We start from the raw sequence: 15,244 nt of genomic DNA on the forward strand, positions 1-15,244 counted from the left end.
CGGGCGGCGTCCGACGCCTACGCCGACCGGTCCGGTGCGCCCGTGGAATCTCCACGGGCGCACCTTCCATGTCCGGGCCGGGAAACGATCGCCATTCCCGCTGCGGCTCAGCGCAATACGTGCACCGCGAACCGACCGTCGGTGAGCGGCTCGACGCGGATCCGGGTCAGGTCGTCGACATGGGCGGTGGGGGAGAAGGCGATGGCGCGGGGGCCGACGCCGACCACGCGCATCCCCGCGGACTTGGCGGCGCTGATGCCCGCCTCGGAGTCTTCGAAGACCAGGCAGTCCTCGGGCGGGAGGCCCAGTTCGGCAGCGCCTTTCAGGAAGCCTTCCGGGTCGGGCTTGCTGAGGGTGACCGATTCGGCGGTGATGCGGATGCTCGGCAGCGGCAGTCCGGCGGCGTCCATGCGCCGTTCGGTGAGGGCGATATTGGCGGAGGTCACCAGGGCGTGGGGCAGCGCGACGATGGACGCCATGAACTCCGGTGCGCCCGCGACCGGTACGACGCCCTCGACGATGCGGGTCTCGTCGGCGAGCATGCGCGCGTTGTCGGCGCGGTTGAGCTCCTCGGGGCGATCGGGCAGCAGCGCGGCCATGGTCGCCCAGCCTTGGCGGCCGTGCGCGATGGCCAGCACTTCCTCGAGGGCGAATCCGTGCTCATCGGCCCAGCGCTGCCACAGCAACTCCACGACGGCTTCGGAGTTCACGAGGGTGCTGTCCATGTCGAGCAGCAGACCGCGGGCGGTAAGCGTGGCATCAACCGTCATGTACTGGTTATAACCACATTTCGTGGGCGCGCGCAATGTGCGCTCGGTCCTCCAACCCGTTTGATCGAGGTCAGGGAGCTCTCACCGACAGAATCCGGACAGCGATCCCCGCCGGTTGCTCCCTGACCCCGAGAAAGGGTCAGCGCTCGGCGGGCAGGGTCAGCAGCGCGAGGCCGATGGCGAGGACGGCCAGGCCGGACCAGGAGAGCACCGGCAGGCGTTCGCCGACGATCGTGACGCCGAGCAGAGCCGCGACCGCGGGTTCGGCCAGGGTCAGGGCGGTGGCCGTCTCGACGGTGGTGTGGCGCAAGCCGTAACCGAAGAGGCGGTAGGCGAGGAAGGTGGTGAACAGCGCCAGGTGCAGGGCGACGGCCGCGCCGCGCGGGGTGATGAGCCAGGCGGGGTTATCGGTGAGGACGACGGGCACGACCACCAGGGCGGCGAGGCCGAACATGGTGCCCATCACCGTGTTCGAGGCGTGGCCTCGTGCGATGAGCGTGCCGCCGACCAGTGAATACACCGCGTAGGTGAGACCACCCGCGGCCGCCAGCACGACGCCGAACCCATCGATGCGGGTGGTCGAGGCGCTGAGCTGGGGTCCGACGACCAAGAGGGCGCACCCGGTCACGGCCAGGACGGTAGCCAGGCACCAGCGCCGGGTCGGTCGGCCGCGCCCGGTCGCCCAGGCCAGCAGACCCGCGAACACCGGAGCGCTGCCGAGGGCGATGACGGTGGCCACCGCGACTCCGGTGCGGGACACGGCCGGATAGAAGGTGAGCGGGTATCCGGCCACCGCCAGTGCGCCCAGCAGCAGGAGGCGACGTTCGGATGCCGTGGGCCGCAGGCGATTACCGCGACCGGTGGCGTAGAGCAGCAGCCCGCCGAGAGCGAGTCCGGCCGAGCCGATCGCGGCGGCGGGTGTTCCGGCCGGGGCGAACGAGGCCGTGGTGCCGGTGCTGCCCCACAGCACCGAGGCCGCGAGGATGGGTGCGCTGCCGCGCCAGGAGGCGCTGTGCGGGCGCGCGGGGGCAAGGGTAGAGGTGTGATTGGACACGGGTGGTGTGCTCCGTCGTCGAATTCCGGTGGGGGGATTCGGAACGGGCGCACGACGAAGCCCGGGCTGCCGTGACAGGTCAGCCGGAGCGGTGAGCGAATGTCAGCCGATGCGCCCGGTCAGGCGACGGGCGGCGGAGTGACAGCGTGCCAGTGGATGTCCACGCGACGAGACTACAGGATGGCCGCAGGAGCCCGAGGATCGGCTGAAAGCTATTCCTCGGGAGCCGAATTCGATCCTGGTCCCGCGCGCTCCGGCGTAGCGTCGCGAGGGAACCGACTGCACCAGGAGTGCGCACGCGCTCCCCGGAAGGAGCCGAGCATGAAGGCCATCCGAACCCATGATTCGACCGCCGGCATCGCCGGACTCGTCTACGAGGACGTGCCCGACGCGAAGGCCGGGCTGTGCGAGGTATTGATCAAGGTCGTGGCCTGCGGCATCACCCACAACGAGCTGGACTGGCCCATCTGGACCTGCCGGGCCGGGCATCGGCGCGAGGCGATCATCCCCGGCAACGAGGTGTCCGGGGTCGTGGCCGCGGTGGGTTTCGGGACAGCGGGATTCGCGGTCGGAGACGAGGTCTTCGGGTTGAACGATCAGCTGCGCGACGGAGCGGCCGCCGAATACGTCGCCGTCGAGGCGCGCAATCTGGCCCGGAAACCGCGCTCACTGGACCACATTCACGCCGCTGCGGTGCCGCGCGCCGGTCTGACCGCCTGGCAGGCGCTGTTCGAGCACGGCAAGCTCGAGCAGGGGCAGACGGTCGTCATCCACGGCGCGGGCGGAGCGGTCGGCTCGGTCGCCGTGCAGCTCGCCCACTGGGCCGGAGCGCACGTGATCGGCACCGGGCGCGCCCATTCCCGCGCGCTGGCAACCGAACTGGGGGCCGACCGCTACATCGCCCTGGATACCGACAAGCTCGACGAGGTCGCCGGGCAGGCCGATCTGGTCGTGGACACGGTCGGCGGTGAGGTGCTCACCGGGTCGTCGGTGGTACTGCGGCCGGGCGGCACGCTGGTCACGATCAAGGCCGACGCGGCGTTCCCGACCGACCGCGACGACATCACCAAGATCGTCTTCGTGCAGCTGCCCAATCGCGACCAGCTCGCCGAACTGGCCCGCCTGATCGACGAGGGCCAGCTGCGTCCCCAGGTCGGCGCGGTCTACCCGCTCGCCGAGGCCGTCTCGGCCTTCACCGCGAAATCGGCCGGCGGGCTGGCGGGCCGAATGATCCTGCAGCCCTGAGGGTTTACCCGCCGTGGCCGGTGCCGCCGCACGACCGGCCACGGCGATCGCGTCACTGGCCGATGCAGTGCGGCCCGGCCACCTGCGCGGGACTGCCCATGGCATCCGCGCTCATCGACTGCGGCCACGGCGGGCCGACGGCGTTCACCGCATTGCGCGAGGCGTCATCGGCGGTCGGCCCGATCCCGCCCGCGAACCGCTCGCCCCGGAACGCCACCGCCCCACACGCATCCACATAGCGCAGCGCGACCGCACAGCTACCGTCACCGCACTCCGACATCGCCCGATCGTCCGCACTGGCCTGATCCGGGAAATTCCATGCCGCCCCGACACTGATCGAATCATCGGATTGCAGCGCCGATACCGCGTACGACCCGTACATATGCCCGTCTTGCCCCGGCTCGGCCCCTGCCGAACCGCACCCCACCACCGCGAACGCAGTGGCCGATAGCGCCGCGGCCACACCTCGAAAGACGTTGCCCGAAAAAGTCATCGCCATGCTCCCTCGATCCGCGGTCGCTTTCCTCAACGGGATGTAGTGCCACGCGAGAACGAAACGTCACCCACGACGGGTAACCGGGCCGAGCTACAGCAAATGAATCGCAACCAACGCAACGTACACCGCCCCGGCTACCTGCGTCCCGGCAATCCGGACAATTGCACGCTGACCGGACCTTTGGATGTCGGTGCCCGATGACACACTGGCGCAATGGTCAACTGGCATCAGTTCGAAACCGAGGCCGCCGATCTCGCAGCGCAGGTGAAGCGCCGATTCGAAGCACACAAAACCCACGTCCTGGCGACCCTTCGCAGGGACGGCAGCCCACGGGTCAGCGGTTCGGAGGTGTCCTTCGAGGGCCCGAACCTGAGCTTCGGTTCGATGCCGGGCGCGATGAAAGCCCGTGATCTGCAACGCGACGGGAGGTGCGCCATCCACGCCCATCCCTCCGACGGCGATGTCAAGCTCTCGGGCGTGGCCGTCGAGATCACCGCACCGGCGTTGGCCGCGCACAGCGACCCGCCCGCCGCCCACATGTTTCATCTCGACCTCACCGAGGTGGTCCTCACGACCGTCGACCAAGAAGCGCAGCTGCTGGTCGTCCGATCGTGGCACCCCGATCGCGGAATAACGGTGACGCGGCGGAGCGGGTGAAGAATCGGTTGATCTCGCCCTCCTGTGTGAAGGAACTTCGGTACTGTTCCTTCATGAAGAAGGTTTCTTCGGGGGCGAAGGCTCCCGGTGAGGCGGGGCGGCCGGTGCCGCTGGATGCCATCGACCGGCTGCTGCTCGATGAGCTGGCCCGGGACGGGCGGATGACGAACAACGCGCTGGCCGCGGCGGCGGGGATCGCGCCGTCGACCTGTTTGGGGCGGGTGCGGGCGCTGGTAGAGCGCGGGGTGATTCGCGGGTTCCACGCCGATATCGATCCGGCGGCGCTGGGTCGGGATCTGCAGGCGATGATCGCGGTGCGTGTGAATGCCACGGCGCGTGGACATCTGGCCGAGTTCGGCGATCAGATGGCGGCGCTGCCGGAGGTCGAGAACGTGTATTTCATTGCCGGAGCAGATGATTACCTCGTTCACGTGGCCACGGCCGATTCGGCGGAGCTGCGCAGTTTCGTGCTCGAGCATCTCAGCGCGCACCCCGCGGTCGCCTCGACCGAGACGATCCTGATCTTCGAGCACGTGCGTCCGGGGCATCACACCACCTCCTGAGCGGGGTCGACACGCGGCCCCGGCCGCGTATAGTCGAATTCGACTAGCCGAACTCGACTAATGGAGGCGCGGTGCCGCCACGCTCGTTGCGCACGCCCGTCACGCTCGCGGTGCTGGGATTGCTCGCGGAGAAACCGCGGCACGTGTACGAGATGCGGATGGTCATGCGCGAGCGCGGGCACGACGAGGTGCTCAAGCTCAAGAACGCCTCCATGTACGACGCTCTGCCGCGCCTGCTGGACGCGGGGCTGATCGAGGTGGAAGCAGCTGCGCGGGAAGGCAATCGGCCCGAGCGGACGGTGTATCGCAGCACCGCCGAGGGGAGGCGGCGGCTCGCGGAGTGGTTGCGCGAATTGCTGAGCGACCCGGTGCACGACCAGGCCGCGTTCACCGCCGCGCTGGGGTTCATGTTCGCGTTGCCGCGGGCGGAGGTCGCGGAGCTGGTGAGCGAACGGGCGCGTCGCATAGACGCGCGCGTCACCGCCGTCGACGACGCGATCGCGGCGGCGGGTGCGGTGCCGGCGATCTTCCTCACCGATCAGACCTATGGGCAGACCCTGCGCAGGGCCGAGCGCGACTGGTTGCTGGAGTTCGCCGACGACCTGCGCACGGGTCGCCTGCGGTGGCCGAAAGGATCTGATTCCCATGCCGATTGACGACATCAACCGCACGCTCGCCCGCACGATCAATGTGGGGCCCGATTACGGCGCGCAAGCCGAGCAGGGCTGGACCGTCCCGTTCGGGGCGCGCACGCTCGACCTGATCACCGACGCGGGCTTCTCCGCGGTCCGGCTGTGCCTGTGCTGGGCCGCCCACACCGGGGACGGCCACCGTATCGACCCGGCCATGCTCGAGGCGGTGGCCGAGGCCGCCGATCTCGCCGAAGAGCGCGGTCTCGCACTGGTTCTCAGCAATTTCCTCGATCCCGAGTTGATCGCCGACCCGCCCGCGCATCTCGACCGGCTGCTCTCGATCACCGATCAGGTCGCACGCCGCTTCGCCGATCGCCCCGATTCCCTTGTGCTGGAAGCCTTCGCCGAGCCGCGGGAGGCCCTGGACCCGCGGTGGAACGACTACGTGCGCCGCATGCTGACCGTGCTGCGCGCCGCCGACCCGACCCGGGCGGTGATCATCGGCCCCGAGTCCTACAACAACCAGCGCACCCTCCCACGCCTGGAGCTGCCCGCCGACGACGCGAATCTCATTGTCACAGTGCACCAGTACTGGCCGATCACCTTCACCATGCAGGGCGAGGAATGGCTCGGCCAGACACCCTTCGGTGACCCGAGGTCGTGGCTGGGCAATACCTGGGACGGCACCGCGGACCAGCGCGCCGAACTCACCGCGGGCTTCGACGCCATCGCCGCCTGGGCCACGACCGCGCACCGGCCGATCTTCCTGGGCGAGTTCGGCACGACCGACCACGCCGACCTCGAATCCCGGGTGCGCTGGACCGCGTTCAACCGCGAACTCGCCGAAGAACGCGGTTTCTCCTGGGGCGCTTGGTCCTTCGGCCCCACCTTCCCGCTCTACGATCAGAGCGCCGGAGCCTGGAACCAGCCGCTGCTGAAGGCTCTCGGCCTCTGAGGCATTCGCCCGGTGTCCGGGCCGTTGCGGGCGGGGCCGTGCACGCGCAGTCGATTTCGCCGGAAACGCGCTGGTGGGCGAAACGATCAGCGCCGGACTCGAACGGCGGGAATCCGGCCGCGGCGGTGGGCAGACCCCCGACCGCCTCGCTGGCCGGGGGCTATCGCCGTTGCTTACGCCGCCAGGGGGTGGGCGGCGTAACCGTGGGCCGCGGCAACCGATTCGGAGAGCAGTTCGCCCTTGTGGGTGCTCAGGCCCGCGGCCAGGCCCGGGTCGGCGGCGACGGCGTCGCGCCAGCCCTTGTCGGCCAGGGCGAGGGCGTAGGGGAGGGTGGCGTTGGTGAGGGCGACGGTCGAGGTGTGGGGGACCGCGCCGGGCATGTTGGCCACGCAGTAGAAGATCGAGTCGTGGACCCGGTAGGTGGGGTCGGCGTGGGTGGTGGGGCGCGAGTCGGCGAAGCAGCCGCCCTGGTCGATGGCGATGTCGACGAGGACCGAACCCGACTTCATCTGGGCGACGAGCTCGTTGGAGACCAGGGTGGGGGCCTTCGCGCCGGGGACCAGGACCGCGCCGATCACCAGATCGGCCTCGCGGACCAGGTTCTCGACCTCGAGCCGGTTGGACATGACGGTGCGGACCTGGCCGTGGTAGAGGTCGTCGATCTCGCGCAGGCGGGCGATGTTCAGGTCCAGCACGGTCACGTCGGCGTGCATGCCGTGGGCGACGGCGATGGCGTTGCGGCCGGACACGCCCGCACCGATCACGACCACCCGGGCCGGGCGCACGCCGGGCACGCCGCCCATGAGCACGCCGCGGCCGCCGCCGCTGCGCATCAGGTGGTACGCGCCCGCCTGCGGGGCCAGCCGCCCGGCGACCTCGCTCATGGGGGCCAGCAGCGGCAGGGAACCGTCGGGGGCGGTGACGGTTTCGTAGGCGATGGAGGTCGTGCCCGAGGCCAGCAGCGCATCGGTGCAGTCGCGGGAGGCGGCCAGGTGCAGGTAGGTGAACAGCACCTGGTCCGCGCGCAGGCGCGAATACTCCTCGGCGATGGGCTCTTTCACCTTGAGCACCAGATCGGCGGTGCCCCAGACCTCGTCGGCGGTGTCGAGCACGTGCGCGCCGGCGAAGCGGTAGGCGTCGTCCTCGAAGGTGGAGCCGACGCCCGCGCCGGTCTCGACGAAGACGTCGTGCCCGCGGGCCACGAGCTCGTGGACGCCGGCGGGGGTGCAGGCCACGCGGTACTCGTGGTTCTTCACCTCGCGGGGGATTCCGATCTTCATGCCACACTCCTGGGTTCTCTCGGCTGGTCGACGGGATCGCCGTCGGGAGTGAGTATGAAGATTGTGCGAGATCATGAACAGATGCCTGAAGATGATTCTCAAATTTGCATTTGAGTAATCAAGATATGCGGAATCGGGCAATGCGATGCGGGTCACACCGAAGCATCTTCGGCGTGTGGACCGGCCTCATTCCGAAGCTTGCGGCCAGCCGTCGTCGATCGGCCAGCCGCCCGCGCGCAGATGGGCGCGCACCCGCTCGAGATCCGACTCGCGGGGCATCTCGTCGGTGAGCTCGGTGATGAGCACGCCGACGTCGACGCGGTCGGCCGGCAGCGAACCGAGCATCACCAGCTCGGCCGCCACCTGCCGTACCTGCTCCTCGCTGAGCCGTCGCGCCAGCACGGCCAGCAGCGGCAGATAGTCGGTGTCGGGGACACCGTGCGGGTAGCCCGCGCGCAGCCAGGAGACGATCCTGGCCAGCCATTCCGACAGTGCCATGCGTTCGAGTGTCCCTGCCCGCGCGCCACTCACGCCTCGGACGGGTGGGCCAAAGGCCAACCGCCCGCGGCCAATCGGGCCGCGACCCGATTCACGTCGTCGGGCCCCGGCTTCTCGTGGGCCAGGCGCGCGATGGCGGTTTCGATGGCCGCGCGATCGAGCACGCCGTCGGAGGCGAGCAGTTCCTCGATCACCTCGTCGACTTCCTGCTCGGTCAGCTTGCGGTGCAGCACCGCGAACAGCGCCACATAGTCCTCACGCGGGACGCCGTGGGGGTAACCCGCGCGCAGCCATTCCAGGACGGCGGCGAGAATCGAACGATTGGTCGTCATGGCTCACTTCTTCGGAGGTTTCGCGCCGAACAACTGGATGTCGAAACTGTGGCTGATGAAATCCTTGGCGATGTAGAGGATTCCGGCGACCACCACCAGCAGCGCGGCCGCGAAACACAGGTAGGCCAGTGCGGTGACGACGGCGCGGGTGGAGGTGCGCGGGCCCTCGGCGGCCGGTTCCAGTGACCAGAAACGGATTCCGGCCGCGAAGATCACCGGGACCCCGACCCCGAGCACCAGTGCGATCAGCGTGACCTCGCCCAGGGACTTGGCGATGGCGTTGAAGGTATGCATGGAAGCTCCTCAGGCCGAGGCGGTCTCACGCGGCCGGGACGGCGGGGTGAGACCGCCCTCCCAGTCGTCGTTGACATTGCGGGTGTCGACGGGGTTGCGCCGCGAGCGCAGGTACATGTAGACCGAGGCGGCGATCAGCAGGGTCGCCACCACCAGCACGCCGGCCAGTCCGCCCGCCAGATCCGCGAGCCACCAGCAGAACGCGCCCACCAGACCGGCCAGCGGCAGGGTGAACAGCCACGCCACGGCCATGCGGACCATGACGCCCCAGCGCACCTCCGCGCCCGGCTTACCCAGCCCGGTGCCCAGGATCGAGCCGGTCGCGGTCTGGGTGGTCGACAGCGGCAGCCCGAACTGCGCGGAAGTGAGAATGATCGCCGCCGAGGAGGTCTCGGCCGCGAAGCCCTGCGGCGAGTCGATCTCCACCAGACCCTTGCCCAGGGTGCGGATGATGCGCCAGCCGCCCAGGTAGGTGCCCAGCGCGATGGCCAGGGCGCAGCAGATCTTCACCCACAGCGGGATGTCGTCGGCACCGGTGTAGGTGCCGTGCGCGACCAGGGCCATGAAGATCACGCCCATGGTCTTCTGCGCGTCGTTGGTGCCGTGCGCGAGGGAGACCAGCGACGCCGAACCGATCTGGCCCCAGCGGAATCCGGTGCTCACCTTGTCCTTGGGCGAACGACGGGTGAGCCGGTAGACGGCGTAGGTGCCCAGCCCGGCCACCAGCGTCGCCACGAAGGGGGCCAGCACCGCCGGGAGGATGATCTTGTTGATCAGACCGGTCTTCTGATCCCCGGTCCAGATCACCCCGCTCGCGCCCAGCGCCGCCACGGCCGCGCCGATCAGGCCGCCGAACAGCGCGTGCGAGGAACTCGACGGAATTCCCAGCAGCCAGGTGAACAGATTCCACAGAATTCCACCGGCCAGGCCCGCGAAGACTATGTGCAGCAAGGCCATATGGTGCACGCCGCCGATATTCAGCAGCCCACCCGAGACCGTCTTGGCGACCTCGACCGACAGGAACGCCCCGACCAGGTTCAGCACGGCCGACAGGGCCACCGCCACCCGGGGAGAAAGCGCACCGGTCGCGATGGAGGTCGCCATCGCATTCGCCGTGTCATGGAACCCGTTGGTGAAATCGAAGGCCAACGCGGTCATGATCACGATCAACAGAACGAGAAGCTCAGCGCTCACAAATTCAGTGTCACAACGCAATACCGGCTTCTGAACGGGTCCCGGCCGGAGTTCACTCGAAATTCAGGTGGGAACCCCGGGCCGGTCGCCCGGACGGCTACGCCGACAGTGAACTGAACACGCGCCGGGACAGATTCGTGGCGAGAATGGGGCGGGCCGATGCGGCCCCGATGCTTGGGAGGCGTGGAGATGGACGAGGTGCTGCTCACACCGCCGGATGCCGCGGAGGTGCGGTTCGTGGCGCGCGGTGTGGTGAGTGCGGCGACAGGTCCGGGCGGACTGACGCCGTTGCAGGAGTTGCTGATTCCGGCGATGTTCCTGTCGATGACCGGGCACCCGGTGGAACTGGCCGAGCTGGCGCCGATCGGGGCGGTGGAGTTCGCGGCGGGGATGACGCGGCGCAATCGGATCTTCCGGGAGCGGGTCGTGCAGACCATGCTGCTGGCGGCGCTGGTGGTGCGGCCGCTGCCCGCCGAGGTCGGGGATCGGCTGCGGGAGTTCGCGGACGCGCTGGACGTGGACGACGACATGATCGAGGTCGCGCGGCTGTATGCCGAGGGCGCGGTGGATCTGGCGGCCGTCGACTTCTCCCGCAACGGATATCTGGGCAATATGGACGCGCTGCGGCTGGACGCCCTGCACACCGAGGGGCTCGACAGTTCCTGGGGCACGGTCTGTGACGATCCGGCACTGGCGGCACGCTGGGCCGAACTGTGGGAGCTGCCGGTCGGGACGCTGGGGCGCGGTGTCGCCGATTTCTACCGCGACCGCGGATTCGTCACCCCCGGCCTGACCGGTTCCGCACCGCCGCTGCTGGCCCAGCACGATTGGGTGCACGTGCTCGCGGGCTACGGCACCACCCTCGAGAACGAGATCGAGGTCTTCGCGTTCATGGCCCGCGCCAATGACGACCCGCGCGCGTTCAGCCTGCTGGCCATGGTGATCTCGCTGTTCGAAACCGGCTACCTGCGGGCGGGCGCGGGCCTGTTCGAAGCCGACGCGGGCCACCTCAGCACCGCGGGCATGGCCCAGCGCCTCGGGGACGCCATGCGGCGCGGTGCGCTGACCCAGGGCAGCCACGACTTCCTCGACCTGGACTGGTTCGCCCTGGCCGACCGCCCGATCATGGTCGTGCGCAACGAGATCGGGCTGGTGCCCAAGGCTGCTTCGGCCATCGCGGCGGGCTCGGTGGGACCGTGGCAGCCCGGCGGCATCACGCCCTATCAGCTCAATTCCGCCAAGAACGCCGCCGAATCCGCGGGCCGCGAATACGTTCCGTGGGCTCCGGATCCGGCCCGCGACTGACGGGCCATCGGGTGATCAGGCCGAGCCGAGCAGGCCGAGCATGCCCGAAACCGCTGCGGGCCAGGTGAACTGCTCGGCACGGTGACGGGCGGCGAGTCGGCGTTCGGCGGCGGGGCGGGCCAGCACGTCGGTGACGGCCTCGGCGAAGGCGCGGGGGTGGTCGGCGGCGACCGCTCCCGCCTCGGCGGTGACGATGTCGGCCAGGGCCGAGGAGCGGCTGGCCACCACCGGGGTCCCCGCGGCGAGGGCTTCCAGGGCGGCCAGGCCGAAGGTTTCGTGCGGGCCCGGGGCCAGCGAGACATCGGCGGTGGCCAGCAGGGTGGCCAGAGCCGGTCTGTCGCTGATGAATCCGGTGAAATGCACGGTCGGCTGGCCGTCGGGCAGGGGCGGGATCAGGCGGGCCTGGCGTTCGAGGGCCTCGCGGCGCGGGCCGTCCCCGGCGACGATCAGGCGGGTGTCCAGTCCGCGACGGCGCAGGGCGCTGACCGCGGCGATGCTGCGATCGACGCGTTTCTCGACCGAGAGACGGCCGCAGTGCACGAGCAGGGGGTGCTCCTCGGCGCCGAGGTCGGTGCGCAGGCGGTGGTCGTGGCGGTCGGGACGGAACATGTCCAGATCGACGCCGAGGGGGACCAGCTCGACATTCTCGACATCGATGCGCTGGAATTCCTCACGCGCGAACTGGGTGGTGCACACGACGACGTCGTAGTTCGCGGCGGTGCGGCGATTGGCGGCGTCGGCGGCGCGCCGGGCCATCGGGCCGGGCAGGATCTGGCCGAGCAGGCGATCGAGGCGCTCGTGGGAGATCATCACGCCCGCGATGTCGCGCCGTCGCGCCCAGCGGCCGAAACCGCGCAGCGTCAACCGGTCCGACACCTCGAGCACATCCGGGCGCAGCCCGGCCAGGGTGTCGGCGACCCGGCGCGGATCCGCGGCCCGATACCCGCCGGTCCACGGAATCTGCGGGGCGGGCACCGTGATCCGCAGTACCCCGGTCGGCAGGACTTCCTCGGCCCGTTTGGTCCCCGGCACGATCAACACCACTTCGTGCCCGGCCGCCACATACCCCTCGCCCAGATGATGAAGCGCGGTACGCAACCCACCCGAGCGCGGCCCATAGAAGTTCGCCAGCTGAACGATGCGCACGTGGCCGATCGTGCAGGGCATCGGGTTCCCACCGGCACCCCCGGCGCCAACGCCACATGAACACCGGCGAAAGACCCGGCGAACCGGATGTGGTGCCATCCCGCCCGAACCCCGCGATCCGAACCTCGCACCGAGATCGAGAATCTGATTGCGGGTGACCTCAATTGGAGTGATTGGCTCTGGCGCAGGTGGGGTGATCTTGGTAGAGATTGATAGACGAACAAAAGGGGTGATCCGGATCATTCCGGAGAATGGGGACGAATCAGTGGATGCCAGAGCCGAATTGGAACGGGAATTGGGTGGGCCGCTCGCCTCGCTCGATCTGCTGACCGACGCCGAGACCGCGGATCTGCTGGGGCTCTTCCAGCAGGCGCAGCAGACGGAGAACCTGGCGATGGTGGAAGCGGTCGACAAGACCGTCGGCGCCCTGCCGTGGCCGTTGCGCACGGCCGCCAAGAAGATCATGTTCGGCAACGCGCTCGGGTAGGGGCGATGAGCGATCTGGTGACCCGGGCGCAGATCACCCTGCTGTCCCGGACTCTGCACGCCCCCGAGGAGAAGCTCACGCATCTCGAGAAGCTGGGCGCGGCGAACCTGCACGAGCTGCAGGAACGCCTGGCGGCGGTGATGTTCGCCAAGCACAATGCGATCTTCTCGCGATTGTCGCTGCTGGTGCCGATCATTCCGTTGAGCATCTCGCTGCCGCTGGTGCAGAAGATGGTGCCGCCGGTGATGGCCGGGCGCGCGGCCGGCGCGATCGGAGTGGACCATCCGAAGAAGGCCGCCGAGGCGGTCGGGATGCTCCAGCCCGGGTATGCCGCCGAGGCCGCGCCGTATATGGACCCGCATGCGGTCGGCCGGCTGGCCGACATCGCGCCGCCGAAACCGGTCATGAAGATCATCAACGAGTTGCTGCGGCGCGGGGACTACATCACCGCCGGGCCGTTCCTGGCCTACGCGACACCGGACTTGGTGCGTGCGGTCGAGGAGGACGTGCACGACGACGAGGGCTTGATCCGCTCGGCGTCCTACTCCTACTCCGGGGAGAACATCAGTGTCATCATCCGGCATCTGCTCTCCGGTGACGGACAGCGGATTCCGCGGCTGGTGCGCACGATCCTGCAGGGCTCCAAGGAGTTGCGGCTGGCGGCGCTGTCGGTGTTCGCGCGCTGCGACACCGATGTGGTCGTGGCGATCGGCGACATCCTCTTCGATGTCGCCTCCGCCGACGAGATCGCCGATCTGATCGAGACGTTCATTGCCGGTGGCGCGGTGCCCGAGACCCTGCGTTTCGCCGGACAGTTGAGTCCCTCGGCGCTGGATCTGCTGGCGGCCAACCCGTCCGTCGCCGACGTAGCCTCGATCGACGCGATCGCGGCCGCGGTGGACGGCAGCACCGAGGCCGCGGTGTGGCGCGGACTGCTGGAGTTGGCCGAGCGCACCGAGACGGGAGTTTCGCGCCGGTTCGGCGGGGCCCTCTCGCATTTCGACGCCGCGACGCTGGCGCGGCTGCCGGAGGTGGCGACGACCGCGCACCTGTGGCCGCCGTTGCTGAAGGTGCTCGCGACCGCGGAGCCCGACGCGCAGTCCCGCGTCGGTGAACCGTGGTCGGCGCTGCCGGTGCTGGAACGCGGCGAGATCGAGCAGCGGATCGCCGATCTCGGGCTGGGTGAGCAGTTGACGGCACTGACGGCAACCTTGCAGCTGACGCAATAACGGTGCGGTGCACGGTATCCGTGCATGTCGTGCACCGATCCGGGGAAGCCTGTGGCGACCGCGGACGGGCGGTCAGTGCCCGCGCAGGGCTTCGATGCTGCGCTCGAACGCGGCCGCGCCGTGCCCGGCGGCGACCTGGCGGTCCACCAGATCCGCGATCCCCGAGAGCGGTTCGGCGGTGATCCCGGCATCGGATGCAGCTTGGCGCAAGGCGTCCAGGGCGGACTTGGTGAACACCAGGTCCTGGAACACCTCGCCCGTGTAGTCGCCGGAGTCGATGATGCGGGCGTAGCGGGGCAGCGAGGACGCCATGGCCGAGACCCACGCCGCCGCACGCGGCGCGAACTCCGCGGCGGGCACCCCGGCGGTACCGACCAGCGCTGCGGCCTGGAAGAAGCCACCGAACATCGTGTACATGGACGTGAGCAACGCGAAATCCCAGAGCGCCGCCAGACCCGGGTCGGTGCCGAAAAATTCGGCGGAACCCAGCGATTCGAGGGCCGGGCGGTGCGCCTGGAAGACGGTCTCCGAACCGCTGTAGAGGATGCTCGAGCCGTCGGCTCCGATCATGGACGGGACCGCCATGATGCCCCCGTCGAGGAAGTCGATGCCGTGCACGGCGGCCCACTCCGCCAGCTCCCGGGATTGTTCGGGGGCGGTGCTGGTCAGGTTGAGCAGCTGTTTGCCCGACAGCTCGGCCGCGATCGGGTCCAGGGTCTGGTGCACCGAGGCGTGATCGAGCAGCACGGCGATGACCAGATCGCCGCCGCGCACGGCCTGCCCGGCGGTGGCCGCCGAGACCGCTCCGGCCGCAACCACTTCGGCGTCCCGGCCGGGCGTGCGGTTCCACACCGTGGTCGGCACACCGGCTTTGACCAGGGTCTGCGCCAGTGCGCGGCCCATGGCGCCGAGGCCGAGCACGGTCACCGGGTGGTGCTGGGTGTTCGTCATTGCGGGACAACTCCTTGCGATCCTTGGCGAATGTTCTCGGCGCGCGCTGGGATCGAGAGTGCCGGGGGCACAAGGCTTCCACAAGTACGTACTTGCTGGTCAGAGGCTTACCTGAAGGTTTGTCTCCAGGTCGGGACCGTCGCTGTCGGGCGAAAG

At 69.3% G+C, this 15,244-nt stretch carries 18 protein-coding genes; 8 read left to right on the forward strand and 10 right to left on the reverse strand.

Features of this window, described 5'->3' with window-relative positions:
- Positions 1 to 107: 107 nt before the first annotated feature.
- Both GPX89_RS35065 and GPX89_RS35070 read right to left on the reverse strand, forming a co-directional pair.
- Entirely contained in the window at positions 108 to 770 is a 663-nt protein-coding gene (locus tag GPX89_RS35065; RefSeq protein ID WP_157392038.1) for an HAD-IA family hydrolase, read from the reverse strand.
- Positions 771 to 909: 139 nt separating this feature from the next.
- Positions 910 to 1,824, reverse strand: a complete 915-nt coding sequence (locus GPX89_RS35070; RefSeq protein ID WP_198347739.1) for a DMT family transporter — start codon at positions 1,822 to 1,824, stop codon at positions 910 to 912.
- Positions 1,825 to 2,145: 321 nt separating this feature from the next.
- On the opposite strand from GPX89_RS35070, the gene GPX89_RS35075 reads away from it, so the two are divergent.
- Positions 2,146 to 3,069, forward strand: coding sequence for an NADP-dependent oxidoreductase (locus tag GPX89_RS35075; RefSeq protein WP_157392039.1), 924 nt, complete (start codon positions 2,146 to 2,148; stop codon positions 3,067 to 3,069).
- A gap of 52 nt (positions 3,070 to 3,121) precedes the next feature.
- On the opposite strand, the gene GPX89_RS35080 is transcribed toward GPX89_RS35075, so the two are convergent.
- Positions 3,122 to 3,562: a DUF4189 domain-containing protein gene (locus GPX89_RS35080; protein WP_157392040.1), complete on the reverse strand. Its 441-nt coding sequence runs from the start codon at positions 3,560 to 3,562 to the stop codon at positions 3,122 to 3,124.
- Between the two features lie 216 nt (positions 3,563 to 3,778).
- Between GPX89_RS35080 and GPX89_RS35085 the strand changes: the two genes are divergently transcribed.
- The 4 genes from GPX89_RS35085 (at position 3,779) to GPX89_RS35100 (ending at position 6,372) form a co-directional block, all read left to right on the forward strand.
- The gene (locus GPX89_RS35085; RefSeq protein ID WP_157392041.1) at positions 3,779 to 4,222 is read left to right on the forward strand and encodes a pyridoxamine 5'-phosphate oxidase family protein; all 444 of its coding nucleotides are present in this window, start codon (positions 3,779 to 3,781) and stop codon (positions 4,220 to 4,222) included.
- A gap of 53 nt (positions 4,223 to 4,275) precedes the next feature.
- Entirely contained in the window at positions 4,276 to 4,785 is a 510-nt protein-coding gene (locus GPX89_RS35090; protein ID WP_157392042.1) for an Lrp/AsnC family transcriptional regulator, read from the forward strand.
- Between the two features lie 71 nt (positions 4,786 to 4,856).
- Complete coding sequence (locus tag GPX89_RS35095; protein ID WP_157392043.1) at positions 4,857 to 5,441, forward strand: PadR family transcriptional regulator; 585 nt, start codon at positions 4,857 to 4,859, stop codon at positions 5,439 to 5,441.
- Positions 5,431 to 6,372, forward strand: a complete 942-nt coding sequence (locus GPX89_RS35100; RefSeq protein WP_157392044.1) for a glycoside hydrolase family 5 protein — start codon at positions 5,431 to 5,433, stop codon at positions 6,370 to 6,372. Before GPX89_RS35095 ends, GPX89_RS35100 begins: the two co-directional genes overlap by 11 nt.
- A 173-nt stretch (positions 6,373 to 6,545) precedes the next feature.
- Here the strand turns inward: GPX89_RS35100 and ald are convergent, their stop codons facing one another.
- The 5 genes from ald to GPX89_RS35125 all read right to left on the reverse strand — a co-directional run bounded on the left by ald (position 6,546) and on the right by GPX89_RS35125 (position 9,970).
- Positions 6,546 to 7,652 carry an alanine dehydrogenase gene (ald, locus tag GPX89_RS35105; protein WP_157392045.1) on the reverse strand — a complete coding sequence of 369 codons (1,107 nt, stop codon included), beginning with the start codon at positions 7,650 to 7,652 and terminating at the stop codon, positions 6,546 to 6,548.
- Positions 7,653 to 7,838: 186 nt separating this feature from the next.
- Positions 7,839 to 8,150 carry a DUF3349 domain-containing protein gene (locus tag GPX89_RS35110; RefSeq protein ID WP_157392046.1) on the reverse strand — a complete coding sequence of 104 codons (312 nt, stop codon included), beginning with the start codon at positions 8,148 to 8,150 and terminating at the stop codon, positions 7,839 to 7,841.
- A gap of 29 nt (positions 8,151 to 8,179) precedes the next feature.
- A complete protein-coding gene (locus tag GPX89_RS35115; RefSeq protein ID WP_157392047.1) occupies positions 8,180 to 8,482 on the reverse strand; it encodes a DUF3349 domain-containing protein in 303 nt (100 codons plus the stop codon).
- A gap of 3 nt (positions 8,483 to 8,485) precedes the next feature.
- Positions 8,486 to 8,776 (reverse strand): hypothetical protein, encoded by a 291-nt coding sequence (locus tag GPX89_RS35120; RefSeq protein ID WP_157392048.1) that lies wholly within the window; start codon positions 8,774 to 8,776, stop codon positions 8,486 to 8,488.
- Positions 8,777 to 8,785: 9 nt separating this feature from the next.
- Complete coding sequence (locus GPX89_RS35125; protein WP_328602651.1) at positions 8,786 to 9,970, reverse strand: inorganic phosphate transporter; 1,185 nt, start codon at positions 9,968 to 9,970, stop codon at positions 8,786 to 8,788.
- 189 nt (positions 9,971 to 10,159) lie between these two features.
- Here GPX89_RS35125 and GPX89_RS35130 point away from each other — a divergent pair, with 189 nt between their 5' ends.
- Entirely contained in the window at positions 10,160 to 11,275 is a 1,116-nt protein-coding gene (locus tag GPX89_RS35130) for a hypothetical protein (protein ID WP_157392049.1), read from the forward strand.
- 15 nt (positions 11,276 to 11,290) lie between these two features.
- Here the strand turns inward: GPX89_RS35130 and GPX89_RS35135 are convergent, their stop codons facing one another.
- On the reverse strand, positions 11,291 to 12,421 hold the full coding sequence (locus GPX89_RS35135) for a glycosyltransferase (RefSeq protein ID WP_328602652.1): 1,131 nt from the start codon (positions 12,419 to 12,421) through the stop codon (positions 11,291 to 11,293).
- Between the two features lie 265 nt (positions 12,422 to 12,686).
- Between GPX89_RS35135 and GPX89_RS35140 the strand changes: the two genes are divergently transcribed.
- Together GPX89_RS35140 and GPX89_RS35145 are read left to right on the forward strand one after the other, a co-directional pair.
- The gene (locus GPX89_RS35140; RefSeq protein ID WP_157392051.1) at positions 12,687 to 12,908 is read left to right on the forward strand and encodes a hypothetical protein; all 222 of its coding nucleotides are present in this window, start codon (positions 12,687 to 12,689) and stop codon (positions 12,906 to 12,908) included.
- Positions 12,909 to 12,913: 5 nt separating this feature from the next.
- Positions 12,914 to 14,137, forward strand: coding sequence for a hypothetical protein (locus GPX89_RS35145; RefSeq protein ID WP_157392052.1), 1,224 nt, complete (start codon positions 12,914 to 12,916; stop codon positions 14,135 to 14,137).
- Between the two features lie 72 nt (positions 14,138 to 14,209).
- Here GPX89_RS35145 and GPX89_RS35150 read toward each other — a convergent pair whose 3' ends face one another.
- Positions 14,210 to 15,088, reverse strand: a complete 879-nt coding sequence (locus tag GPX89_RS35150; protein WP_157392053.1) for an NAD(P)-dependent oxidoreductase — start codon at positions 15,086 to 15,088, stop codon at positions 14,210 to 14,212.
- Between the last annotated feature and the right edge of the window lie 156 nt (positions 15,089 to 15,244).

Source organism: Nocardia terrae, from assembly GCF_009760405.1.
Lineage (GTDB): Bacteria > Actinomycetota > Actinomycetes > Mycobacteriales > Mycobacteriaceae > Nocardia > Nocardia terrae.